The following is a 21052-nucleotide window of genomic DNA, read 5'->3' on the forward strand; positions in this document are numbered from 1 at the left end:
TGCTGCGCCGGACCGGCCTACAGGAATTCGGCCCGGCCCTCCATGGCCGAGGAAGCCAGCGCGTGCTCCCGGCGCGGGATCCTCCCGGCCCTTTTTGCCAGCCTACCGGCGATCACCGCATGCTTGAAGGCTTCCCCCATCTCCGCGGGATTCTGCGCCCGGGTCACGGCCGTGGCCAGCAGCACGGCGTCGCAGCCAAGCTCCATGGCCAAGGCGGCGTCGGAGGCGGTGCCGATTCCGGCGTCGAGGACCACGGGCACGGAGGCGCGCGAAACGATCAGCTCGATGTTGTGCGGATTCAGGATGCCCAGGCCGGTGCCGATCGGCGCCCCCAGCGGCATCACCGCGGCGGCGCCGAGGTTCTCCAGCCGCAGGGCAAGCACGGGGTCGTCGTTGGTGTAGGCAAAAACCTTGAACCCGCGGCCCACGAGCTGCTCGGTGGCGTCCACGAGTTCGACGGCGTCCGGCAGCAAGGTGTGCTCGTCCGCGATGACTTCCAGCTTCACCCAGTCCGTTTCGAGGGCTTCGCGGGCCAGTTCGGCGGTCAGCACCGCGTCCCGGGCGGTGAAACAGCCCGCCGTGTTGGGCAGCACCCGGATGTTATGGTCCAGCAGCAGCTGAAACAGCGATCCGGCCTCCGCGGGCGAATAACGGCGCATCGCGACGGTGGTCAGTTCGGTACCCGAAGCCAGCAGCGCGGCCCCCAGGCCGTCCAGACTCGGCGCTCCGCCCGTTCCCATGATGAGCCGCGAGCCCAGCTGTACGCCGTCGATCGTGAATGGATCCGCGGCCGCCAGCGAAACTCCCGGCGCCGCGAGTGTGGTCTCCTCAGATTCCTCCACGTTTTTCATCCTCCCTGTACCGCCGTGACCAGCTCGATGTCGTCGCCGTCGGCCAGCGCGGTCCCGTACCACTGACTGCGGGGCACCACCTCGGCATTGCGGGCCACAGCGACGCCGAGTTTCCGGCCGTCCACGGCCTGGCCGTTTGGGGCCAGCGTCCGGCCGGTGACACCGCTGACCAGGGTGCTCACCGACGCGCCGTCGGGCAGCGTGTGCCCGCTTCCGTTCAGTGTGATGTTCATACCGTTTCCTTGCTGTGCTCAGGGGTGTGATGGGTGCTTGTGGGTGCTGCCTCCCGCGGGCCGCGGTCGGTGAACCTGTCCGGCCGGAAACGGGACCAGCGGGGGTCTTTGGTGCCGTCCAGCAGATGCCGGCAGATCTCCGCGGCCGCGGGGGTGAGCAGGATTCCATGGCGGAAGAACCCGGTCGCGATGATCAGCCCCGCAATGTCCCCCTGCCCTCCGGGCCCCGCTACCCGGCCCAGCAGCGGCGCGTTGTCGGGGGTCCCGGGGCGTGCCCTGGCGGTGGCCTCGAGCAGTTCGAGTTCGGCGACGGCGGGGAGCAGCTGCATGGCATCGCGCAGGAGCTGGTACACCCCGCCGGCGGACACGGCGGCACAGGCCGGGTCTCCCCCGGGCGGCGCTCCCGCCGGGCTGTTGGCACCGGGGGCATCCTCCCGCTGCGTGGCGCCGATGACCACAGTGCCGTCCTGCCGGGGCACGATGTAGACCGGTACCCCGCGGACCACACCCCGCACGGTGGAGGTCAGCAGCGGGCGAAGGTTCTCCGGCACCCGGAGCCGGAGAATGTCGCCGTGGACCGGCCGCAGCGGCAAGCGGAGCCCGGCCGGAAGGCCCGCGAGCGCGGTCGCCCCCAGGCCGTTGGCAACAATCGTTTCGGTGGCCCGGACGGAGCCGCCGCCGTGGAGGGTGGCGCCGGCAACGCTCCCGTCCCGCCACACCAGTCCTTCAGCTCGTCGCCTGATGACCTGGCAGCCACTGTCCCCGGCGAGCAGTTCCCCGATCCGGGCGAGCAGCCGGCGCGGGTCCACCTGGTGGTCGGAGGGAATGTCGAAGGCGCAGGAGATACCGGGGCTCAGGAGCGGTTCGCGCACGCGCGCTTCCCGGACTGTCAGCGGCTCCACGGTCAGGCCGGACGCCTGCTGGACGGTGCGCAGGTCCGCGAGTGCCCGGCGGTCGGCGGCGTCGGCCCCCACGGCGAGGGTCGGCGTCGTGAGGTACCCGGTGCCGGTGACAGCGCTGCTTGCCGTCCCGGCGTCCCCCGCTCCGCCCTCAATGCCGGCGGCGAAAGCCGGCCAGAGGCGGGAGGACTCGAGCATCAGCTCCAGGAGGGCTTCCTCCTGGTAGTGCAGTTCGCTCACCGGGGCGAGCATGCCGGCGGCAGCCCAGCTGGCGCCGCTTCCGGGAGCGTCATCGATCAGGGCGACGGACCGCCCGGAGCGTCGTGCTGCCCAGGCGATCCCGTGGCCCACGACGCCGCCGCCGATCACGGCAACTTCGTAACATTTCCGGGTTCCGTCGTCATCGGCGACGGCAGCCGCTGTCGTGGCTTCGCGGCCCGCGGCCGTCGTGGTGTCCCGGCGCGCGGCCGTGCCGGGGGCGGATGTGGTGCCCATGGAGGAATCCTTCCCTACGCCGGTACTAACCGGATCAGGTCAAGCGGTCGGCTCTGACGCCCTCTCAGCCTGCCGGTGCCGGACGCTGGTGGCGCGATCGGCGGCGGGCTCCCGCGGTATTGGCCCAGTTTAGAGGAACTAGGCTGAAGGCATGAGCCAGGATGCCGTCCACACCGCTGCCCGCCTGTACCTTTGCACCGACGCCAGGCAGGACCGCGGCGACTTCGCGGACTTCGTCGACGCGGCATTCGCCGGCGGCGTGGACATCATCCAGCTGCGCGACAAGTCACTGGAGGCGGCCGAGGAGCTGGAGCTCCTCGAAGTCCTGCACCAGGCGGCACACCGCCATGGCCGGCTGTGGTCGGTCAACGACCGGGCGGACCTCGCCTCTCTCTCCGGGGCTCCGGTGTTCCATATCGGCCAGAAGGACATCCCCCTCGGGGCCGCCAGGAAGTTCCTGGGCCAGGACGCCATTATCGGACTGTCCACCCACACCCCGGAGCAGGTGGAAGCGGCCATTGCCGCCGCACCCGGCCGCGGAGGCCTGGACTACTTCTGCGTCGGGCCGGTGTGGGCCACCCCCACGAAGCCGGGGCGCGCCGCCGTCGGACTCGGGCTGGTGCGCCACGCGGCGGACGCTGTCCGCCGGCCACAGGCCCCTGCGGGGAAGAGTGATGCGGGGCCGACTGGCGAGGCGCTGGCAGCGGCCCGGGCCGAAGGCACGGCAGCGGGCACGGTGCCGTGGTTCGCGATTGGCGGCATTGACCTCGGAAATGTGGAGCAGGTGGTGGAGGCCGGCGCCCGCAGTATCGTGGTGGTCCGCGCCATCACCGAGGCCGACGATCCCGCAGGCGCCGCCCGGGCCCTGCTCGCAGCGCTCGACGCGGCGGACAACTGAGGCCCGCGGGGGAACTGAGGGCCGGGCGGGTCCCGGTCCGGGCCGCGGGGAACCGTCCCGGCAGACTCAACCGGCCAGGCTCAGCCGGTCAGGCCGAGCTGTGTCATCCGGCGCGCGTGGTTGGCCGCCAGCTCCGCCATCAGCCCGCGGACCAGTTCCTTGGACGCGTCCTCGTCCGCGCCGGCCAGTCCGCCGAGGAACGCGTGCTCGAAACTCACCCGCTGCGCCTGGGTCAGTGCCTCCCCCAGCAGGCGCCGGGCCCACAGCGCCAGCCGTGACGCCAGCCGCGGGTCATCGGCAAGGGCGGACTTGAGCCGCTCCCGCAGCACTGCTGTGGCCTCCTCATCAGCCTGGATCTGCTCCACCAGGGACCGCGTCCCGGCGTCGACATAGCGGGACACTGCGCGGTAGAAGTCCGCGGAGACGGTGTCGATCACATACGCCTTCATGAGGGATTCGTACCAGTCCCCCGGGCGGGTGCGTTCGTGGAAGTGGTCCACGGACGGCTGGAACGGCAGCATGGCAGCCTCCACGTCCACGTCCATTGCTTCAAGCCTGGCGCGCACCAGTTCGTAGTGCTGGAACTCGATCACGGCGATCCGGCCCAGGACCGCGCGGTCGTGCAGCGACGGCGAATACCTCGCGTCGGAGGAGAGCCGCTCGAAGGCGGACAGCTCGCCGTAGGCCATCACACCGAGCAGATCCTGCAGGAAGCTGTTGTAACGGGCGGGATCAGCCGGGGTTGTACTCATGGTCCAAGACTAATGGCGCAAATGAAGCTAATCTGATTTTCGTGTCCCATCATCGCCTGACCCCGAGCGTCCACCGGCAGGGAAACCAGCTCGCCGAGGCGCTCAGCGCGCTGCGTACAACTCTCGAGCTGCCGGGCCCGTTCCCCGAGGACGCGCTCCGGGAGGCAAAGGAAGCGGTGGCCGGCCACGAGCTGCCGGAACTGGACCTGACGCACATCGAGTTCGTGACCATCGACCCGGAGTCTTCCACCGACCTGGACCAGGCCCTCTTCATCGACCGTTCCAGTGAGGGCTACAAGGTCTTCTACGCGATCGCCGACGTCCCCTCCTTCGTGGCACCCGGCGGGGCCCTCGACGCCGAGACCCGCCGCCGCGGGCAGACCTTCTATACCCCTGACGGCCGGATTCCGCTGCACCCGGAAGTTATCAGCGAGGAAGCCGGAAGCCTGCTGGCCGGCCAGACCTGTGCCGCGTTTGTGTGGGAATTCGAGCTGGACACCGCCGCCGACGTGTCCGGGGTGCGGGTCCGGCGCGCTGCGGTCCGCAGCCGCGCCAAGCTCAGTTACGCGGGGGTGCAGGCCGATCTCGACGCCGGCACCGCCGGCCCCGTCCTGGAGCTGCTCAAGGAAGTGGGGATCAAGCGCGTGGAGCTGGAACGGCTCCGCGGCGGCGCCAGCCTGAACATGCCGGAACAGGAAATCGAACAACTGCCCGACGGCGGCTACCGGATTGTCGCTGCCCCGCCGCTACCGGTGGAGGACTGGAACGCGCAGATCTCCCTGATGACGGGAATGGCCGCCGCAGGGATCATGCTGCAGGGCAAGGTGGGCATCCTGCGCACTATGCCGGCCCCTGACGCGGCCTCACTGGCGCATTTTCACCGCCAGACCCGCGCGCTGGGAAAGCCCTGGGACGGCGAAATGAGTTACGGGGAATACCTGCGCACCCTCGATCCCACGGACCCGCAGCAGCTGGCGATCGTGCACTCCGCCGGGATGCTGTTTCGCGGCGCCGGATACACGCCGTTTGACGGTACCGTTCCCGAACCCGCCATCCAGGCCGCGATCGGCGCCGCCTACGCCCACTCCACTGCCCCGCTGCGCCGGCTGATCGACCGCTTTGTCCTGGTGATCTGCGAGGCACTCAGCAACGGCACCGAGGTCCCGGCGTGGGCCCGCGAGGCCCTGCCGTCCCTACCCTCCATCATGGGGGCCTCGGACCAGCTGGCCGCCAAGCTGGAGCGCCTCTCGCTCGACACGGTCGAGGCGGCCCTGCTGGTCAACCACATCGGCCAGGAGTTTGACGCGGTGGTGATCTCCGGCTCCAAGCCCGCCGGCAACGGCAAGAACGGGAACGGCAAGAACAGGAACGGGAAAAACGGGAACAGCGGCACCAAGCCCGGCAATGGCAACGGCAATGGTCCTTCCGGGATCGTGCAGATCGCCGAGCCTGCGGTCACAGCCCGCTGCCCCGGCGAACTGGAACCCGGCACCCAAGTCCGGGTGCGGATTTTGTCCTCCGACATTGCCACCCGCGAGGTCCGGCTGGAGCTGGTGGAACAGGCATAATCGCCGCGTTCCCGCCCGCGCATCTTTTGCGGGTCAGCGCGGTCCGTCGAGAATGAGGGCCGGGTACAGCTAGACTGGAAGGGTAGATATGGATGCCCGGTCGTTGATTTCCTTGATTTTCGAATTCAACAAGCCCGCCCCTACGCGATCTTGAGATAGACCCGCTGGTCCCCAGTGCCAGCATTTAGATAGCCCGCGATCGGCTTCCACTGGAATTGCCTGCGCGCCTGAGCGTGCTCCGGAACGGCCACCCGGCCGGCCCCGTTGAGCAAGCAGCGCAGCCCAAAATGAATAAGGAAACTCCCCTAGTGAGTGAATTGCACACGCACCAGCTTCTGACTGACGATTCCGGCACGGAAACGATCGAGCCGGAAGAGACCATCATCTCGGACGAAAAGCCGCACGAGATCGCCGAAAAGACCTTCGCCGACTACAACGTCCGCGCCGACATCGTGGAGTCCCTTGCCGACGCCGGCATTACCCACCCCTTCCCGATCCAGGCCATGACCCTGCCGGTCGCGCTGAGCGGACATGACATCATCGGCCAGGCCAAGACCGGCACGGGCAAGACCCTCGGCTTCGGTATCCCGGCGCTGCAGCGCGTCATCGGACCGGACGACGCCGGCTTTGACAAGCTCCCGGCCCCCGGCGCCCCGCAGGCCCTCGTGATCGTCCCCACCCGCGAACTGGCCGTCCAGGTGGCCAGCGACCTGCAGAACGCCGCCCGCAAGCGCAACGCCCGCATCACCACGATCTACGGCGGCCGCGCCTACGAGCCGCAGGTCGAGGCCCTTCAGAAGGGCGTCGAAGTTGTTGTCGGCACGCCCGGCCGCCTCATCGACCTGTACAAGCAGAAGCACCTCGTCCTGAAGAACGTCAAGATGGTCATCCTGGACGAGGCCGACGAAATGCTGGACCTCGGCTTCCTGCCCGACGTCGAGACCCTCATCGCCGGCACGCCGCCCGTCCGCCAGACGCTGCTGTTCTCCGCCACGATGCCCGGCCCGGTCATCGCGATGGCCCGCCGCTACATGACACAGCCGACCCACATCCGCGCCGCCGACCCGGACGACGAAGGCCTCACCAAGCGCGACATCCGCCAGCTGATCTACCGTGCCCACAGCATGGACAAGATCGAGGTTGTGGCCCGCATCCTGCAGGCCCGCGGCCGCGGCCGCACCATCATCTTCACCAAGACCAAGCGGACCGCCGCCAAGGTTGCGGAGGAACTCGTGGACCGCGGCTTCGCCGCCGCAGCCATCCACGGCGACCTCGGCCAGGGCGCCCGCGAGCAGGCACTCCGTGCCTTCCGCAACAACAAGGTGGACGTCCTCGTCGCCACCGACGTCGCCGCCCGCGGCATCGACGTCGACGATGTCACGCACGTCATCAACTACCAGTGCGTCGAAGACGAAAAGATCTACCTGCACCGTGTGGGCCGCACCGGCCGCGCCGGCAACAAGGGCACGGCCGTGACCTTCGTCGACTGGGACGACATGCCCCGCTGGGGCCTGATCAACAAGGCCCTGGGCCTGAGCGTCCCGGAGCCGGTGGAGACGTATTCCTCCTCGCCGCACCTCTACGAGGAACTCGACATCCCCGAGGGCACCAAGGGCCGCCTGCCCCGCGACAAGCGCGTGCTGGCCGGCGTCGACGCCGAAGTCCTCGAGGACCTGGGCGAGACCGGCAAGAAAAACACCCGCGCCAGCGGACAGGACAGCGGCCGTGACAGCGCGCGCAGCGGCGGACGCGACAGTGCCCGCAGCGGCGGCAGCACGGGCGGACGCGACGGAAGCCGAAGCGGCTCACGGGACGGTGGCTCACGTGACAGTGGCCGCGACACCCGCCGCAGCGGCAGCACCGGCGGCGGAAAGGACAGCGGCCGCTCGGGCGACCGCCGCCGTCGTCCCGCAGAGGCCGACGCCGGCACCGGGCCCGCTGCCGAGGCTCCGGCCAAGGCGGCCACAAGCGCGCCGACCGAGGTTGACCGCGCCACCCGGGCCCGCCGCCGCACCCGGACGCGCCGCCGCAACGGCGAAGTGGTCGCAGGCGAACCGCAGGCCGGGGCTCCGGCCCGCAGCACCGAGGCCTAACCCCCTCCATGACTGACACCGTCTGGGCGCCGGACGGCAGCAGTCTGGTGGTACACGCGGACAACGCGGAGTACCTCCCGACGCTGCCGGACGGCGCCTTCACACTGATTTATGTGGACCCGCCCTTCAACACGGGCCGGGTCCAGAAGCGCCAGGAAACCAAAATGGTGCTCAACGCCGGCGGGGTGGGCGACCGGGTCGGGTTCAAAGGCCGCTCCTACGACACGATCAAAGGCGCGCTGCACAAGTACGACGACGCGTTCAGTGACTATTGGACCTTCCTGGAGCCCCGGCTCGTCGAGGCGTGGCGGCTGCTCGCGGACGACGGCACCCTGTACCTCCACCTGGACTACCGCGAGGTGCACTACGCCAAGGTCATGCTCGATGCCATCTTCGGCCGCGAGTGCTTCCTGAACGAGATCATCTGGGCCTACGACTACGGTGCCCGCGCCAAGTTCCGCTGGCCCACCAAACACGACAACATCCTCGTGTACGTCAAGAACCCCACGAAGTACCACTTCGACAGCGCCGAGGTGGACCGTGAACCATACATGGCCCCCGGACTGGTAACCCCGGCCAAACGCGAGCTTGGCAAACTGCCCACCGACGTCTGGTGGCACACCATCGTCTCCCCCACCGGCAAGGAAAAGACCGGCTACCCCACGCAGAAGCCCGAGGGGCTGATCCGCCGCGTCGTGGCCGCCTCCAGCCGGCCCGGCGACTGGTGCCTGGACTTCTTCGCCGGCTCGGGAACGCTCGGCGCGGTCGCCGCGAAACTGGACCGGAAGTTCGTCTGCGTGGACCAGAACCAGCCCGCGATCGATGTCATGGCCAAGCGCCTCGCCCCGCACGCCGCCTTCACCGTTTTCCCGGCCACCTAACGCATCCCAACTGGGGGCGGGGCGGGTCAGCGCACCACGGGGGTTCCGGTGCCCTGTTCCTCAATGCGGGCGAACACCTCGGGTGAGGTCAGGTTCTCGCCCAGCACGTTTGGTTTCCCCGCGCCGTGGTAGTCGGAGGACCCCGTGACCAGCAGGCCGTGCCGGTCCGCGAGCTTGCGCAGGAACGCCCGGCCCTCCTCGGGATTGTCCCGGTGGTAGATTTCCAGCCCGGCCAGCCCGGCGTCGATCATGTCCCGGTACGTCCGCTCCCCCACGATCCGCCCGCGGGCGGACGCCACCGGATGCGCGAACACCGGCACACCGCCGGCCGCGCGGACCAGTTCGACGGCGGACGCAGGGTCCGGCGCGTAGTGCTGCACAAAGTAGCGTGACCGCGAGGTCAGGATGGATTCGAACGCCTCGGTGCGGTCCGCGACCACGCCGGCGGCGACCAGCGCGTCGGCGATGTGCGGCCGGCCCAGGGTGGCGCCGGGCGCCACATGATGGATGACATCATCCCAGCTCAGCGGGTAGTCCTCCGCGAGCAGGCTGACCATCCGCTCGGCCCGGGTGAAGCGCGCGTCCTTGGCTTTGGTGATTTCCTCCAGCAGCCCGGGGTGCGCGGGGTCGTGCAGGTAGGACAGGAGATGCACGCTGATCCCCTCCGTCGTCCGGCAGGAAACCTCCATCCCGGGCACCAGCGCCACACCGTATTCGCGTGCGGCCAGGGAGGCCTCGGCCCAGCCGTCGGTGGAGTCGTGGTCGGTCAGGGCGACGACGTCGAGCCCCGCCTCCGCCGCCGAAGCCATCACCGCACCGGGTGCTTGGGTGCCGTCGGAAACGTTCGAGTGGGCATGCAGGTCGATCCTCACCTCCCCAGCCTAGTAGATCGATGCGGCGGCGCCCCGGGTTCAGCTCCCCGGCCTGTTGGCCTAAGCCGCTCGGCTGGTGAGACTATGGGACGGTGAACGATGCAGATAACACCCAAGTCTCCGCTTCCCAGCCCCTCGATGAGCGCGTCAACAACCGCTCCCAGCGGCCCAGTTCCGACGCTTTCAAGGCGTTTATGGCCAGCAACTGGGCCCCGTCCAGCGAACAGCTGCCGGAACGCGACGCAGTGGCCGGCCACGCCGCCACCCGCCGTCGCGCCATTTCAGAGCAGTTCAAAGGCGAACGCCTGGTCATTCCCGCTGGTCCGCTGAAGGTCCGCTCGAACGACTGCGATTACCGCTTCCGCCCGCACTCCGGCTTCGCGCACCTGACCGGACTGGGCCTGGACCACGAGCCCGACGCCGTGCTCATCCTGGAACCCGTCGAGGAAGGCAAGGGCGACGACGGCGGGCACCACCGCGCGACCCTGTACTTCCGTCCGCTGGCCGGCCGCGACACCGAACAGTTCTACGCCGACTCCCGCTCCGGCGAATTCTGGATCGGCGCCCGTCCCACCCTGGCCGAGTTCAAGGCCCGCCTCGGCCTGGAGACCGCGCACATCAGCGAACTGGAACTCGGGATCACCAAGAACGTCGGCGCTCCCGAAATCGGCGGGATCTCCATCCGGCTGGTGCGGAAGGTGGACGAGAACATCGACGCCCTCGTGGACACCGCACGCTACAACACCGCCAAGGACCCGGAGAACCTGGACCTGGGCATCCTGGATGCCCTCGACGAAAAGCTCTCCGAGGCACTGTCCGAATTGCGCCTGCTCAAGGACGAGTGGGAAATCGAGCAGATGAAAACTGCCGTCGCCGCCACCGTGCAGGGGTTCACCGAAGTGGTCAAGGTCCTGCCGCGGGCGCTCACCCACCAGCGCGGCGAGCGCGTCGTCGAGGGCGCGTTCTTCGCACGTGCCCGGGAGGAAGGCAACGAGCTCGGCTACGACACCATCGCGGCCTCCGGCAACAACGCCACCGTGCTGCACTGGACCCGGAACACCGGCAAAATCAACGCCGGCGAGCTGCTGCTCCTCGACGCCGGGGTTGAGGCGGATTCGCTCTACACCGCGGACATCACCCGCACCCTGCCGGCCACCGGCACGTTCACCGACATCCAGCGCAAGGTTTACGAGGCCGTGCTGGACGCCGCCGACGCCGGTTTCGCCGCCGCGCAGCCGGGCACCCGGTTCCGCGACATCCACACGGCCGCGACCACGGTGCTGGCGGAACGGCTGGCCGACTGGGGCCTGCTGCCGGTCTCCGTGGAGGAAGCCATCAGCGCCGAGGGCCAGCAGCACCGCCGCTGGATGCCGCACGGCACCAGCCACCACCTGGGCCTCGACGTGCACGACTGCGCCCAGGCCAAGCGCGAACTGTACCTCGACGGCGTCCTCACCCCCGGCATGGTCTTCACGATCGAACCCGGGCTGTACTTCAAGGACGAGGACCTCGCCATCCCCGCGGAATACCGCGGAATCGGCGTGCGCATCGAGGACGACATCCTGATGACAGCCGACGGCCCGGTCAACCTCAGCGCGGCACTGCCCCGCAAGGCCGACGACGTCGAGTCTTGGATGGCGGGAATCTACCAGGAAGTGGACGGCCAGACGCCGTAGCGCCGCGCCCCACCGCGGCTGCTGACACGAGCCGCTGACACAAGCTTGCTGACAGAAAAAGGCCTCCGCCCGGATCACTCCGGGCGGAGGCCTTCTGCGTTGCAGGCTAGTGCCGCGAGCCGTCCTGGCCCGGCTCATTGGGTGCATCGGTGACGCGCACCCCGTACTGCGGGCGGCCGTCGGGCAGGTCCGGGTAGGCGAACCCGCTGGGCTTGGCCGGCTCTTCAACGGCCTGATCTGCATCGGCAGACCCGGCCGGGCGGACGGAGGGATCCGCCGGCTGGTTGCCGGGCTGCTGGTTGCCGGGCTGCCATCCGCCGGCCGGCTGTCCGCCGGACTCGGGGGTCCGCTGGCCGTAGGGGTCGTTCCAGCCCGCGGGGCGCTGCGGGGCATGGCCCTCCGGGCCGGGCTGCCGGGGACCCTGCTCGGGACCGGGCTGGTACGGCTGATGCTGGTAGTCGCGCTGGGAATAGCCGGGAGTCCCCGCGGACGCCGACGCGTCATGCTGCGTCATTGGCAGCTGGTGGAGCAGCCTGCGCGCCTCGTTGGCCGCTTCAAAGGAAACCACGACGTCGTAGTTGGTCGCCACCACCTGGCTGGTGGAGGTGAAGTCCCGCTTCCCCCGCTGCATGGCGTAGGTGACAATGCCGAACAGCATAAAGAACGCCGCACCCATCAGCACCGAGGTCACAATCGAGAAGTACCCGCCGGTCTCCGAGAAGAAGGACAGCATCACGCCGACGAACAGGCCGAACCACATGCCGCTCAGCGCCCCGGAGAGCGCCACCCGGGGGTAGGAGAGCCTGCCGGTGACCCGCTCCACCATCTTCAGTTCGTTACCGACGATCGAGACCATCTGCACCGGGAACTGCTGGTCCGCGAGGTAGTCCACCGCCTTCTGGGCATCCAGGTAGGAATTGTAGGAGCCAACAGTGTCGCCCTTCGGGACACTGCGCGCCTCGTCCGGGCCATTGGGGGCGCCAGCCCTGGGAGCTCCAAAAATGTTTGACATACGCCTATTCTTACCTATCCGGCTGGGCACTGGCTGAAATTCAGCTAAAAGAGAGCGGACTCGGTAGCCTGTACAGGTGAGCACAAATCTTACGCGGGTGTTTGTTGCGCGCCTCCTCGGACTCGACGTCTTCGACCCACTGGGCGACCGTCTGGGCCGGCTGCGCGATGTCGTTGTGCTCTCCCGCGGCACCCGCGGTGCCCCGCACGTGGTGGGCATCGTCGTCGAAGTTCCCGGGAAGAAGCGGGTCTTCGTCCCGATGACCCGGATCACTTCGATCGATCAGACGCAGGTCATCTGCACCGGGCTGGTGAATCTGCGGCGCTTCGAACAGCGCGGCGCCGAAACCCTGGTGGTGGCCGAAATGTTCGACCGCCGCGTCACCCTGGCCGACGGCAGCGGGGACGCCACGATCGAGGACATCGCGATGGACAAGCACCGCTCCGGCGACTGGTTTGTCAGCAAGCTCTTCGTCCGCCGCGGCCATTCCCTCTCACCGCTGAGCCGGCTGCGCCGCAACGAGACCCTGATTATTGACTGGGCCGACGCGCAGCAGGGCGCCCGCACCGAGCCCCAGGCGGCCACGCAGTTTGTCGCGACCCACGAGGACCTGAAGCCTGCCGACTTCGCCGAGGCCCTGCAAGAGATGAGCGACAAGCGCCGCTTCGAGGTGGCCAGCGAACTCCAGGACGAACGGCTGGCCGACGTCCTCCAGGAGATGCCCGAAGGCGACCAGGTGGAGATCCTCTCCGCCCTCGACGTGAACCGCGCCGCGGACGTGCTCGAGGAGATGGACCCGGACGACGCCGCCGACCTCCTCGCCGAGCTCCCCAGCGCCCAGGCCGAAGAACTGCTCCAGCTGATGGAACCAGAAGGCGCCGAGGACGTCCGCCGGCTGCTCGAATACGACGAGGACACCGCGGGCGGGCTGATGACGCCGGTTCCGGTCATCCTGCCCCCGGAGGCCACCGTGGCCGAAGCCCTCGCCCATGTCCGCCGCGAGGAGCTCTCTCCCGCCCTGGCCTCGTCGATCTTCATTGCCCGGCCCCCGCTGGAGACCCCCACGGGCCGTTTCCTCGGCGTTGTCCACATCCAGCAGCTGCTGCGCTTCCCGCCGCCCGAACCGCTGGGCAACCTCGTGGACAAGACACTGGAACCAGTGTCGGACCAGGCCCACATCAGCGAGGTGGCCCGCACGCTGGCCACCTACAACCTCAACTCGCTCCCCGTCGTCAACAGCGACGGTCGGCTTGTGGGGGCGGTGACTGTTGACGATGTGCTGGATCATCTGCTGCCCGATGACTGGCGCGCCCACGAGGACGATGTCCCGATAAGGAAGCTTGGAGGCCGCATTGGCTGATAACAGCGCACCACGGAACCCCCACGTCCGGACGGGCAGCAAATCGTCCAAGGGAAGCCTCGACACCCCACTGAGCGGCCGGCAGCGGATACTGCCGAAGTTCTCCCCCAACCCGGACGCGTTCGGCCAGACCACGGAAGGCTTTGCCCGTTTTATGGGCACGCCGCAGTTCCTGGTCTACATGACGGTGTTCGTCGTGCTCTGGCTGGCCTGGAACACGTTTGCCCCGGAGGCGTGGCAGTTCGATTCGCGGGCCCTCGGTTTCACCCTGCTGACGCTGATGCTCTCGCTGCAGGCCTCCTACGCGGCGCCCCTGTTGCTCCTTGCCCAGAACCGGCAGGACGACCGTGACCGTGTCTCCCTGGAGCAGGACCGCCAGCGTGCCGAGCGGAACCTCTCCGACACCGAGTACCTCACCCGGGAACTCGCTTCGCTCCGGATCGCCCTGCGGGAAGTCGCCACCCGCGACTACGTCCGGGCCGAACTGCGCAGCCTGCTGGAGGACATGCTGGAGGCGCAGGAGGAACTGCGCACCCATGACCCCACGGCCGGCGCGCACGAGTCGCCGCGGGACAAGGTCAAGGAAAAACTGAAGGAACGGCGCGACAAGCAGCGCAACCCCCGCACCCAGCAGATTCCCCGGGTCAAGGCCGACGGCAGGAACGAGCCCAAGACCAGCAAGCGGGCCACCACGACGCCGGACACGCGTCGAGGAGCGTCCCCGGACACCGCCGGGGCCCCGGCACACCCTGCAACCCCCGAGAACTGAGCATTCATCGCATGAACCCCACCCAGGACCACGGCCTCCAGGGCACCTCCCCGGCTACTGCCCTGGAGCAGGCAGTCCACACCGCACTGGCCACCGTGATCGACCCCGAGCTCCGCCGTCCCATCACCGAGCTGGGCATGGTGGACACGGTGGAGATCTCCGACGGCGGCCGGGTGCGGATCGCGGTGCTCCTGACGATTGCCGGCTGCCCCCTACGCGGCACCATCACCGCGGACTGCGAGGCCGCGCTGGGCGCCGTCCCCGGCGTGACCGGCGTCGACGTCGAACTGAAGGTCATGACGCAGGAGCAGCGCGACGCCCTCAAGGAACAGCTCCGCGGTCCGGGCGGGCAGCGCGGGATACCGTTCAACGACCCCGGCTCGCTAACCAAGGTGTATGCCGTCGCGAGCGGCAAGGGCGGGGTGGGCAAGTCCTCCGTGACGGTGAACCTCGCCTGCGCGCTGGCCGCCCAGGGACTGCGTGTGGGGATTGTGGACGCGGACGTCTACGGTTTCTCCGTCCCGGCACTGATGGGCATCACCCAGGCCCCCACCCGGGTGGATGACATGATCCTGCCGCCAGTGGCCTACGGCGTCAAAGTCATCTCCATCGGCATGTTCGTCACCGGCAACCAGCCGGTCGCCTGGCGCGGGCCCATGCTGCACCGCGCCCTGGAACAGTTCCTCACCGATGTCTACTTCGGCGACCTCGACGCCCTCTTCCTGGACCTTCCGCCCGGAACCGGGGATATCGCCATCTCCGTGGCCCAGCTCCTGCCGAAAGCGCAGATCCTGGTGGTGACCACCCCTCAGGCTGCCGCCGCGGATGTGGCCGAACGGGCAGGAGCAATCGCCACCCAGACCGGCCAGAGCGTCGCCGGCGTCGTGGAAAACATGTCCTACCTGGAAATGCCCGACGGCGGCCGGATGGAGCTGTTCGGCAGCGGCGGCGGCGCTGTGCTGGCCGAACGCCTGTCCGCCACAGTGGGAACCGACGTTCCGCTGCTGGGACAGATCCCGCTGGACATCCTGCTGCGGGAGGGCGGCGACGCCGGGGTTCCCCTGGTGCTGGGCCGTCCCGAGACGCCTTCCGCCGTGGCGCTGCTGGACATCGCCGGGAAGCTCTCCGCGGTCCCGCGCGGGCTGAGCGGCCTGCCCCTGGGCCTGCAGCCCCGCTAAGCAGCTATTAGGTAGCTTCCGAATCGAAGGGTGCGGGTTCGCCGTCCCCGAGGCGCTCCATCACGCGGGCCGGCCGGCGGTCCGCAGCCACCGTGGCTGCAGCCACGGTGGCTGCGGCGGCAGGGGCGCCGGCGCTGACCGGCTTGGTGTCATCGTCCAGCAGCGCTTCCTTGATGATTCTGCGCGGGTCGTACTGCCGGGGATCGTACTTCTTCCAGTCGACATCATCGATATCGATGCCGACTTCATCCTTGATCTGCTCCCGCGCCCCGGACGCCATCCGGCGGACTTCCTTGACGATATTGGCAAGTTTCTGCGTGTATTCGGGCAGCCTGCTGGGACCGATCACCAGAAGTCCGATGATCAGCAGAAGTAAGAACTCCGGTCCATTGATTCCAAGCACTGTAGGAAGATTACCCTCTCAACCGGAGCTGGGACGATTCGGCCGTGACTCACGATGCACGGCCCCGGCGGAACCGCCGGTCACGGGGCCAACAGCTCCAGAATCCTGCCCATGCCGCGCTCCAGCCGTGCCGTGACACTGTGCCCGGCGCCGCTGCCCGGCGCGTCCCCTGCGGCGCCCGGCGGCAGGGTGCCGGCGCGCACCAACGCGGCGACGCCGTCGTCGGCCTGCTCCGCTGCCTGGTCCGAGACGTAGGTGAACGTGGTGTCGCCGGACTGGTAGATGGCAGCGAAGGGGGAGGCATGGTTGACCCACAGGACCCCGCCGGCCGGAACCGCCTCGGTGGTAAAACCATCCGACGCCGCGGAACGGCCCGTGAGCACATTGACCGGCGCCGGCGGGGACGCCTGCGACGCGTCGCCCGGTGCACCTGACGGCTGGGACGGACGGGGCTGGCTGCCGTGCTGTTCGAGGATGGTGGCGAAGTGCCTGCCGTCGGTGAGGCGCAGTTCCACGATGTTAATGCCGGCCAGCACCCCGCCCCGGGCCCAGACCAGGTGGTAGCCGAGTTCACGGAGCTCGGGACATGTCCAGCCTTCGGAGCGCAGGGTGGCGAGCTGCGCCGCAGTGAGGGCTCCGTCCGGGGTGAAGTCCGGTTCGCCGGTGAGGCTCCAGCCGGCGGGCGGGCCCGCTGCTGCATCGTCGGCGGCCGGGGCAGAGGCTGAAAGGTCCCGCTGCAGGAAGACTGACGCTGGCGTGCCGCCGGCCAGCGGGGCGGGCTCCCCGCCCATCAGGTAGGCGGATGCGCCGAGCATGGCCGCGGCTGCCACGGTACCCCCGGCAGCCAGCACGGTGGCCCGGATTGCCGGGCGAAAGCCACGGGCCTCCGGCACAGCGGCGGACAAAGTGTAGGGTGCGGGCTCTCCGCTCCGGGCCAGTTCCTCGGTGCGGGCCAGCAGGCGTGCCGTCAGGTCACCGCTGGCCATAGGGACTTCAGCGCCCCGCAGGCGCTCCAGGTACTGGCGCTCCCGGCGCAGCTGCTGCCGGCACTCCGTGCACGACTCCACGTGCTGGCGCCGCCGGTCATGGCCGCGGCGCAGCAGTCGTTTCAGCAGGCGCATCGCGTGTTTCAGAGAATCGAAGTTCAGAGGAGACCGGCGATACGCGGCATCTTGAGCCGCGGCTTCAGCGAGGTCTTGGCGGGCTGCTGCGGCCGCGGGTCGCGGTGCGCCAGCTTCTCCCGCAGCATGGTCCGTCCGCGGTGGATCCTGGAGCGGACGGTCCCGAGCTTGATGTCAAGGGCGACGGCCACCTCGTCGTAGGACAGCCCCTCGAGGTCACAAAGTACGACGGCGGCTCGGAAGTCCGGGGGAAGCTCCTCCAGGGCGGCCTGCACATCAACGTCCAGGTTGTTGAATTCGAAGCTCTGTTCCGGGCCGGGCTCGCGTCCGGGCAGGCGGGACTCGGCGTCCTCCGCCAGCGCGTCGAAGCGGATCCGGCTCTTGCGCCGGGCCTGGTCCAGGAAGAGGTTGGTGGTGATCCGGTGCAGCCAGCCGTCCAGGGTGCCGGGCTTGAAGTTCTCCAGCGAGCGGAACACCCTGACGAACACTTCCTGGGTGAGGTCCTCGGCATCGTACTTGTTGCCCGTGAGCCGGTGCGCGAGCCGGTACACCTTCGCGGAGTGGTTGGTCACCACTTCCTCCCAGGTGGGCCGGACCCATTCGGCTTCCGCCGCAGGGCGGGACTCTTCAGTTGCAGGGACAGCTGCCACTACCGACATTGTCCGCTCCCCTCATGGATGGTGCTTACGCCGTGGACGGTGCTTGCGGGTGCAAGCTCCTACATCCTTGATTCGACGCCGATCACCACGCGGATGAGCGGATCTCCATCATTTCAACACAAGCTGGGAATTTCCTGACGCCCGGCCTCCTTCCGCCCACGGCGGAACCGGACGCCGGCAGCGCCGCAGGCACACGCCCCCGGCAGCCAGGGACAGCCGCGGTCCGGCCCCGTCCCGCAGTGCCCGCCATCCCGGCTGCAGCGGGGGCGCCTCCCGGCCGGTCACCCCCTGACACAGTACGCTGGACTAAACAATCCCCTGCCGCCCAGAAAGCGAATTCCATGAGCGCCGATAAGTCCACGAGCTGGTCCTACGCAGAAGATCTGCCTGCCGAGGATGAGGTCCTGTTGCACGCGCGCGAACGGTCCTTCGAACTGGGCGTCACGCCCGTCGGCCCGGGCGTCGGGGCCGTCCTGACCGTCCTCGCGGCGTCGGCCAAGGCCCAAACGGCGGTCGAAATCGGCACCGGCGCGGGCGTCTCCGGCGTCTGCATCCTGCGCGGCCTGGGTCCTCACGCTGTACTGACCACCATCGACGTCGACGTCGAGCACCTGAAAGCCGCACGCGAGGCGTTCCAGGAGGCCGGCAGCCCGGCGAACCGCACGCGGACCATTTCCGGCCGCGCCCGCGACGTGCTCCCCCGGCTGACGGACGGCGCCTATGACCTGGTCTTCATTGACGCGGACAAACCGAATTACCCCGGCTACGTGGAGCAGGCGGTCCGCCTGCTCAAGTCCGGCGGCCTGCTGATCGTCAACGACGCCCTGGACCAGGACCGGGTGGCCAACCCGGCAGCACGCGAGGCCACCACCGTGATCCTGCGCCAGGTGGGCAAATCTATCCGCGATGACGACCGCCTCGCCTCGGCCATGCTGCCCACCGGAAACGGCCTGCTGGTCGCCGTCAAGAAGTAGCCGTCAGCAGCAGCCTTCATGGCCTGATGGCCCACCGGCACCGCCTTCACGGGCAGCACTTTCACGGGCAGGGCAGGCGGGGCCCGAACAAACAAAAGAGGGCGGGGTCCGCAACCATCCGGTCGCGGACCCCGCCCTTCTGTCTAAGAGTGCCGTGCAGTTACTCGGTAACGCCGACGAGGCATTCCTTCAAGTTGGTGGCTTCGGCAGAGTTCAGTTCGACCACGAGCCGCCCGCCGCCTTCGAGCGGGACACGCATGATCAGGCTGCGCCCCTCTTTAGTAACTTCCATCGGGCCGTCGCCGGTGCGTGGTTTCATAGCCGCCATAAGGAATATCCCCTCCATTAGTCCAGTGACATACCAGCCCGGCCGGGCTGCGTCCGCTTAGTCAATCAAGCCGCCCGGCGGCCGTGATGGAAGCCATCAGGGCCATATACTCAGTTTGCTTCTTGTCCTTGCTTACCATCTATTATCGCGTAACAACGCGGCTGTAGCTAATCGTTGGACTTTCCGTCGCGCCGCGTCCTGCTCCCGCTGATGCTGCTCCGGGGGCCGCGAAAGGTGCCGTGCGTCACGGCGGATAGTCCCCTCCGCCGGGCAGTGGAGCCCAGGCCCACAGCCAGACAATCCAGACGATCTGCAGCATCAGGAACATGAGGACCACTGTGCCGCGGTACGCGCGGGACCGGGAGACGAGTGCCGCGCTGAGGGCCAGCGGGAAGAGCGGGAGCAGCATCCGGAAGGTGCTTGTCTGCGGGTGCAGGAACAGCAGCAGGTAGCCCATGTAGCAGGCACACCACAGCCGCAGCTCCGTGCCCAGCGCCCGCACCGGGCGGCACAACATGAACAAGGTGAACAGTGCCACGAAGACGAAGGGCGCCAGCAGCCCCAGCACCGGGCCAAAGAGCAGGACGCCGGTATCGAACCAGGGTTTGAACGGCACCAGGTCGTGGCCGCGCCAGACGGTTTCCGTTTTGGTGTAGGCCTGGATATCACCGGTCACGGCCCAGGCGATGGCCGGCCACGTGAGGGCGCCGATTCCGCTGACTGCGGTCAGCCCGGCCAGCGACCAGAGCTGCGGCCCGCTGTGCGGCACGGCACCGGACTGCACGGCACTGTGCGGCACGGTCCCGGACTGCACGGTCCTGTGGCCGCCGATGCCCCGACCGCCGATTCCCGCTGCGACTGACGGGCCGCGGGCCGCCGAGTAGGACTGCCACGCCCGGTCGAGGAACAGCAGCCCCACCATCGCCGCGAAAGGGACTCCGGTGGGCCGGGACAGGCACATCAGGATAACGACGGGCATTGCCAGCAGGTACCGGCGTTCCACCACCAGCAGCAGGGCGGACGCCAGCAGGAGCAGGTTCAGCGACTCGGCGTACGGCACCTGCAGCACCGGGGAGACCGGAAAAGTAGCGACGAACACCGTCGCCCAGAGCGCAGTGCGGTGCGATGCCTTGCGCCGGAAGAGGCTGTAAATGGCCAGGGCCGCACCCAGCCCTGCCACCAGGGCGATGCCCGTCAGGGCGGCCGCCGGCGGCATCCCGGTCAGCCCCGAGACCACCCGGCCCAGCATGGGGAAGAGCGCATAAAAGGCCCAGGCGTTCTCCTGCACGTTGCCGGCCTCGTCGGTGGGGAGGACCGCCGGGTAGCCGTTCTGCAGCGCTTCCCCGTACCAGCGTGCGTCCCAGATATTGACGAACGACCAATAGTCCGGCTTGGCCGGGAACCAGGGGTTGACGCCCTGGTGCAGGGCTGCGGCCATAAAAATGCAGGCACTGACGAACCGGGCCGCAACATAGAGTGCGGCCACCTGGACCCACCACGGCCATCGCGCCGCGCGGGCGCCCGCCGCTGCGATAACACTCCACGCTGCTGCGGTCGGGTCCGCTCCCCCGTCCCCGCGGGCACGGCGCGCTGCCGGATCGCTGGTGTGCCGCGGCTCCGCCTCCGGCGCCCCCGGACGGACGTGGTCACCGCTCACGGAGCGTGCCCGGGGTTGTGCCGGGCGCGCACACGGGCGGCACCCAGCTCCGCAATCCGCCGGTCTTTGGCCGCGAGCTGGTCCCGCAACTCATCCAGCACCTGGTCCACCTGGTCCATCCGGTAGCCCCGCAGGCCCACGGCGAAACGGAGACGGTCGACGTCGGACGGCTCCGCCTCGGCCGGCAGCAGCACCGGCGGGAGGTTCGCGACCGGCTGGTCAAAGCCGTCATCGAAGGCGCGCTGGCCGCCGTCGTCCGCCGCGCCGCGGCCGCGGTCGGCTTTCGCCGGCCGGCCGGCACCAAGGAAAAAGGCGACGGCGACCAGCGCAATCGCAAGGAAAACCAGGAAGAAGCTCACTCCCCCATCGTGCC

General features: G+C 68.8%; 21 protein-coding genes and 1 riboswitch. Of the genes, 9 read left to right on the top strand and 12 right to left on the bottom strand.

The window, feature by feature from the left end:
• Nucleotides 1-17 precede the first annotated feature (17 nt).
• From FS787_RS04520 to thiO, 3 genes are all read right to left on the bottom strand, one after another.
• A complete protein-coding gene (locus FS787_RS04520) occupies nt 18-797 on the bottom strand; it encodes a thiazole synthase (RefSeq protein WP_144671952.1) in 780 nt (259 codons plus the stop codon).
• 50 nt (nt 798-847) lie between these two features.
• Nucleotides 848-1084 carry a sulfur carrier protein ThiS gene (thiS, locus tag FS787_RS04525; RefSeq protein WP_144671084.1) on the bottom strand — a complete coding sequence of 79 codons (237 nt, stop codon included), beginning with the start codon at nt 1082-1084 and terminating at the stop codon, nt 848-850.
• Nucleotides 1081-2478, bottom strand: coding sequence for a glycine oxidase ThiO (thiO, locus tag FS787_RS04530; protein ID WP_144671085.1), 1398 nt, complete (start codon nt 2476-2478; stop codon nt 1081-1083). The genes thiS and thiO overlap by 4 nt, the downstream gene beginning before the upstream one ends.
• Nucleotides 2473-2603: riboswitch (TPP riboswitch) on the bottom strand. (Overlaps the previous gene by 6 nt.)
• 26 nt (nt 2604-2629) lie before the next feature.
• On the opposite strand from thiO, the gene thiE reads away from it, so the two are divergent.
• Nucleotides 2630-3376: a thiamine phosphate synthase gene (gene thiE, locus FS787_RS04535; protein WP_144671086.1), complete on the top strand. Its 747-nt coding sequence runs from the start codon at nt 2630-2632 to the stop codon at nt 3374-3376.
• Between the two features lie 80 nt (nt 3377-3456).
• On the opposite strand, the gene FS787_RS04540 is transcribed toward thiE, so the two are convergent.
• Nucleotides 3457-4128 (bottom strand): ferritin-like fold-containing protein, encoded by a 672-nt coding sequence (locus tag FS787_RS04540; protein ID WP_144671087.1) that lies wholly within the window; start codon nt 4126-4128, stop codon nt 3457-3459.
• A gap of 41 nt (nt 4129-4169) precedes the next feature.
• Between FS787_RS04540 and FS787_RS04545 the strand changes: the two genes are divergently transcribed.
• The 3 genes from FS787_RS04545 (at nt 4170) to FS787_RS04555 (ending at nt 8670) form a co-directional block, all read left to right on the top strand.
• The gene (locus tag FS787_RS04545; protein WP_144671088.1) at nt 4170-5696 is read left to right on the top strand and encodes an RNB domain-containing ribonuclease; all 1527 of its coding nucleotides are present in this window, start codon (nt 4170-4172) and stop codon (nt 5694-5696) included.
• Nucleotides 5697-6004: 308 nt separating this feature from the next.
• Nucleotides 6005-7789: a DEAD/DEAH box helicase gene (locus FS787_RS04550; RefSeq protein WP_144671089.1), complete on the top strand. Its 1785-nt coding sequence runs from the start codon at nt 6005-6007 to the stop codon at nt 7787-7789.
• 8 nt (nt 7790-7797) lie between these two features.
• Nucleotides 7798-8670, top strand: coding sequence for a site-specific DNA-methyltransferase (locus tag FS787_RS04555; protein ID WP_144671090.1), 873 nt, complete (start codon nt 7798-7800; stop codon nt 8668-8670).
• A 26-nt stretch (nt 8671-8696) separates the two neighbouring features.
• On the opposite strand, the gene FS787_RS04560 is transcribed toward FS787_RS04555, so the two are convergent.
• Complete coding sequence (locus FS787_RS04560; RefSeq protein ID WP_144671091.1) at nt 8697-9542, bottom strand: PHP domain-containing protein; 846 nt, start codon at nt 9540-9542, stop codon at nt 8697-8699.
• Between the two features lie 92 nt (nt 9543-9634).
• Here FS787_RS04560 and FS787_RS04565 point away from each other — a divergent pair, with 92 nt between their 5' ends.
• Complete coding sequence (locus FS787_RS04565; RefSeq protein WP_144671092.1) at nt 9635-11218, top strand: aminopeptidase P family protein; 1584 nt, start codon at nt 9635-9637, stop codon at nt 11216-11218.
• A gap of 106 nt (nt 11219-11324) precedes the next feature.
• Here FS787_RS04565 and FS787_RS04570 read toward each other — a convergent pair whose 3' ends face one another.
• Nucleotides 11325-12230: a general stress protein gene (locus tag FS787_RS04570; RefSeq protein ID WP_186329090.1), complete on the bottom strand. Its 906-nt coding sequence runs from the start codon at nt 12228-12230 to the stop codon at nt 11325-11327.
• Nucleotides 12231-12306: 76 nt separating this feature from the next.
• Here FS787_RS04570 and FS787_RS04575 point away from each other — a divergent pair, with 76 nt between their 5' ends.
• The 3 genes from FS787_RS04575 to FS787_RS04585 are packed head-to-tail and all read left to right on the top strand — an operon-like array spanning nt 12307 to nt 15537.
• Entirely contained in the window at nt 12307-13590 is a 1284-nt protein-coding gene (locus FS787_RS04575) for a magnesium transporter MgtE N-terminal domain-containing protein (RefSeq protein WP_144671094.1), read from the top strand.
• Nucleotides 13571-14359 (top strand): DUF1003 domain-containing protein, encoded by a 789-nt coding sequence (locus FS787_RS04580; RefSeq protein WP_144671095.1) that lies wholly within the window; start codon nt 13571-13573, stop codon nt 14357-14359. The genes FS787_RS04575 and FS787_RS04580 overlap by 20 nt, the downstream gene beginning before the upstream one ends.
• Nucleotides 14360-14370: 11 nt before the next feature.
• Nucleotides 14371-15537 carry an Mrp/NBP35 family ATP-binding protein gene (locus tag FS787_RS04585; RefSeq protein ID WP_144671096.1) on the top strand — a complete coding sequence of 389 codons (1167 nt, stop codon included), beginning with the start codon at nt 14371-14373 and terminating at the stop codon, nt 15535-15537.
• A 7-nt stretch (nt 15538-15544) separates the two neighbouring features.
• Here the strand turns inward: FS787_RS04585 and FS787_RS04590 are convergent, their stop codons facing one another.
• The 3 genes from FS787_RS04590 to sigE all read right to left on the bottom strand — a co-directional run bounded on the left by FS787_RS04590 (nt 15545) and on the right by sigE (nt 17720).
• Nucleotides 15545-15940: a Sec-independent protein translocase TatB gene (locus tag FS787_RS04590; protein ID WP_144671097.1), complete on the bottom strand. Its 396-nt coding sequence runs from the start codon at nt 15938-15940 to the stop codon at nt 15545-15547.
• 80 nt (nt 15941-16020) lie between these two features.
• Complete coding sequence (locus FS787_RS04595; protein ID WP_260982388.1) at nt 16021-17061, bottom strand: anti-sigma factor; 1041 nt, start codon at nt 17059-17061, stop codon at nt 16021-16023.
• Nucleotides 17062-17084: 23 nt separating this feature from the next.
• Nucleotides 17085-17720 (bottom strand): RNA polymerase sigma factor SigE, encoded by a 636-nt coding sequence (sigE, locus tag FS787_RS04600; RefSeq protein ID WP_144671098.1) that lies wholly within the window; start codon nt 17718-17720, stop codon nt 17085-17087.
• A 341-nt stretch (nt 17721-18061) separates the two neighbouring features.
• Here sigE and FS787_RS04605 point away from each other — a divergent pair, with 341 nt between their 5' ends.
• Nucleotides 18062-18694 (top strand): O-methyltransferase, encoded by a 633-nt coding sequence (locus FS787_RS04605; protein WP_144671099.1) that lies wholly within the window; start codon nt 18062-18064, stop codon nt 18692-18694.
• Nucleotides 18695-18854: 160 nt separating this feature from the next.
• On the opposite strand, the gene FS787_RS04610 is transcribed toward FS787_RS04605, so the two are convergent.
• The 3 genes from FS787_RS04610 to FS787_RS04620 form a co-directional block, all read right to left on the bottom strand.
• The gene (locus FS787_RS04610) at nt 18855-19022 is read right to left on the bottom strand and encodes a DUF3117 domain-containing protein (protein ID WP_069949162.1); all 168 of its coding nucleotides are present in this window, start codon (nt 19020-19022) and stop codon (nt 18855-18857) included.
• 244 nt (nt 19023-19266) lie between these two features.
• Nucleotides 19267-20556: a hypothetical protein gene (locus FS787_RS04615; protein WP_144671956.1), complete on the bottom strand. Its 1290-nt coding sequence runs from the start codon at nt 20554-20556 to the stop codon at nt 19267-19269.
• A gap of 119 nt (nt 20557-20675) precedes the next feature.
• Complete coding sequence (locus FS787_RS04620; protein ID WP_144671100.1) at nt 20676-21038, bottom strand: DivIVA domain-containing protein; 363 nt, start codon at nt 21036-21038, stop codon at nt 20676-20678.
• Nucleotides 21039-21052 lie beyond the last annotated feature (14 nt).

This window comes from Arthrobacter sp. U41 (assembly GCF_007679325.1).
GTDB lineage: Bacteria > Actinomycetota > Actinomycetes > Actinomycetales > Micrococcaceae > Arthrobacter.

What these genes read in the sequence shown, in the direction of transcription:
- sigE (WP_144671098.1), bottom strand. Translation starts at nt 17,720, where the DNA reads ATGTCGGTAGTGGCAGCTGTCCCTGCAACTGAAGAGTCCCGCCCTGCG.
- thiE (WP_144671086.1), top strand. Translation starts at nt 2,630, where the DNA reads ATGAGCCAGGATGCCGTCCACACCGCTGCCCGCCTGTACCTTTGCACC.
- FS787_RS04540 (WP_144671087.1), bottom strand. Translation starts at nt 4,128, where the DNA reads ATGAGTACAACCCCGGCTGATCCCGCCCGTTACAACAGCTTCCTGCAG.
- thiS (WP_144671084.1), bottom strand. Translation starts at nt 1,084, where the DNA reads ATGAACATCACACTGAACGGAAGCGGGCACACGCTGCCCGACGGCGCG.
- FS787_RS04605 (WP_144671099.1), top strand. Translation starts at nt 18,062, where the DNA reads ATGAGCGCCGATAAGTCCACGAGCTGGTCCTACGCAGAAGATCTGCCT.
- FS787_RS04610 (WP_069949162.1), bottom strand. Translation starts at nt 19,022, where the DNA reads ATGGCGGCTATGAAACCACGCACCGGCGACGGCCCGATGGAAGTTACT.
- FS787_RS04585 (WP_144671096.1), top strand. Translation starts at nt 14,371, where the DNA reads ATGAACCCCACCCAGGACCACGGCCTCCAGGGCACCTCCCCGGCTACT.
- FS787_RS04570 (WP_186329090.1), bottom strand. Translation starts at nt 12,230, where the DNA reads ATGTCAAACATTTTTGGAGCTCCCAGGGCTGGCGCCCCCAATGGCCCG.
- FS787_RS04595 (WP_260982388.1), bottom strand. Translation starts at nt 17,061, where the DNA reads ATGCGCCTGCTGAAACGACTGCTGCGCCGCGGCCATGACCGGCGGCGC.
- thiO (WP_144671085.1), bottom strand. Translation starts at nt 2,478, where the DNA reads ATGGGCACCACATCCGCCCCCGGCACGGCCGCGCGCCGGGACACCACG.
- FS787_RS04555 (WP_144671090.1), top strand. Translation starts at nt 7,798, where the DNA reads ATGACTGACACCGTCTGGGCGCCGGACGGCAGCAGTCTGGTGGTACAC.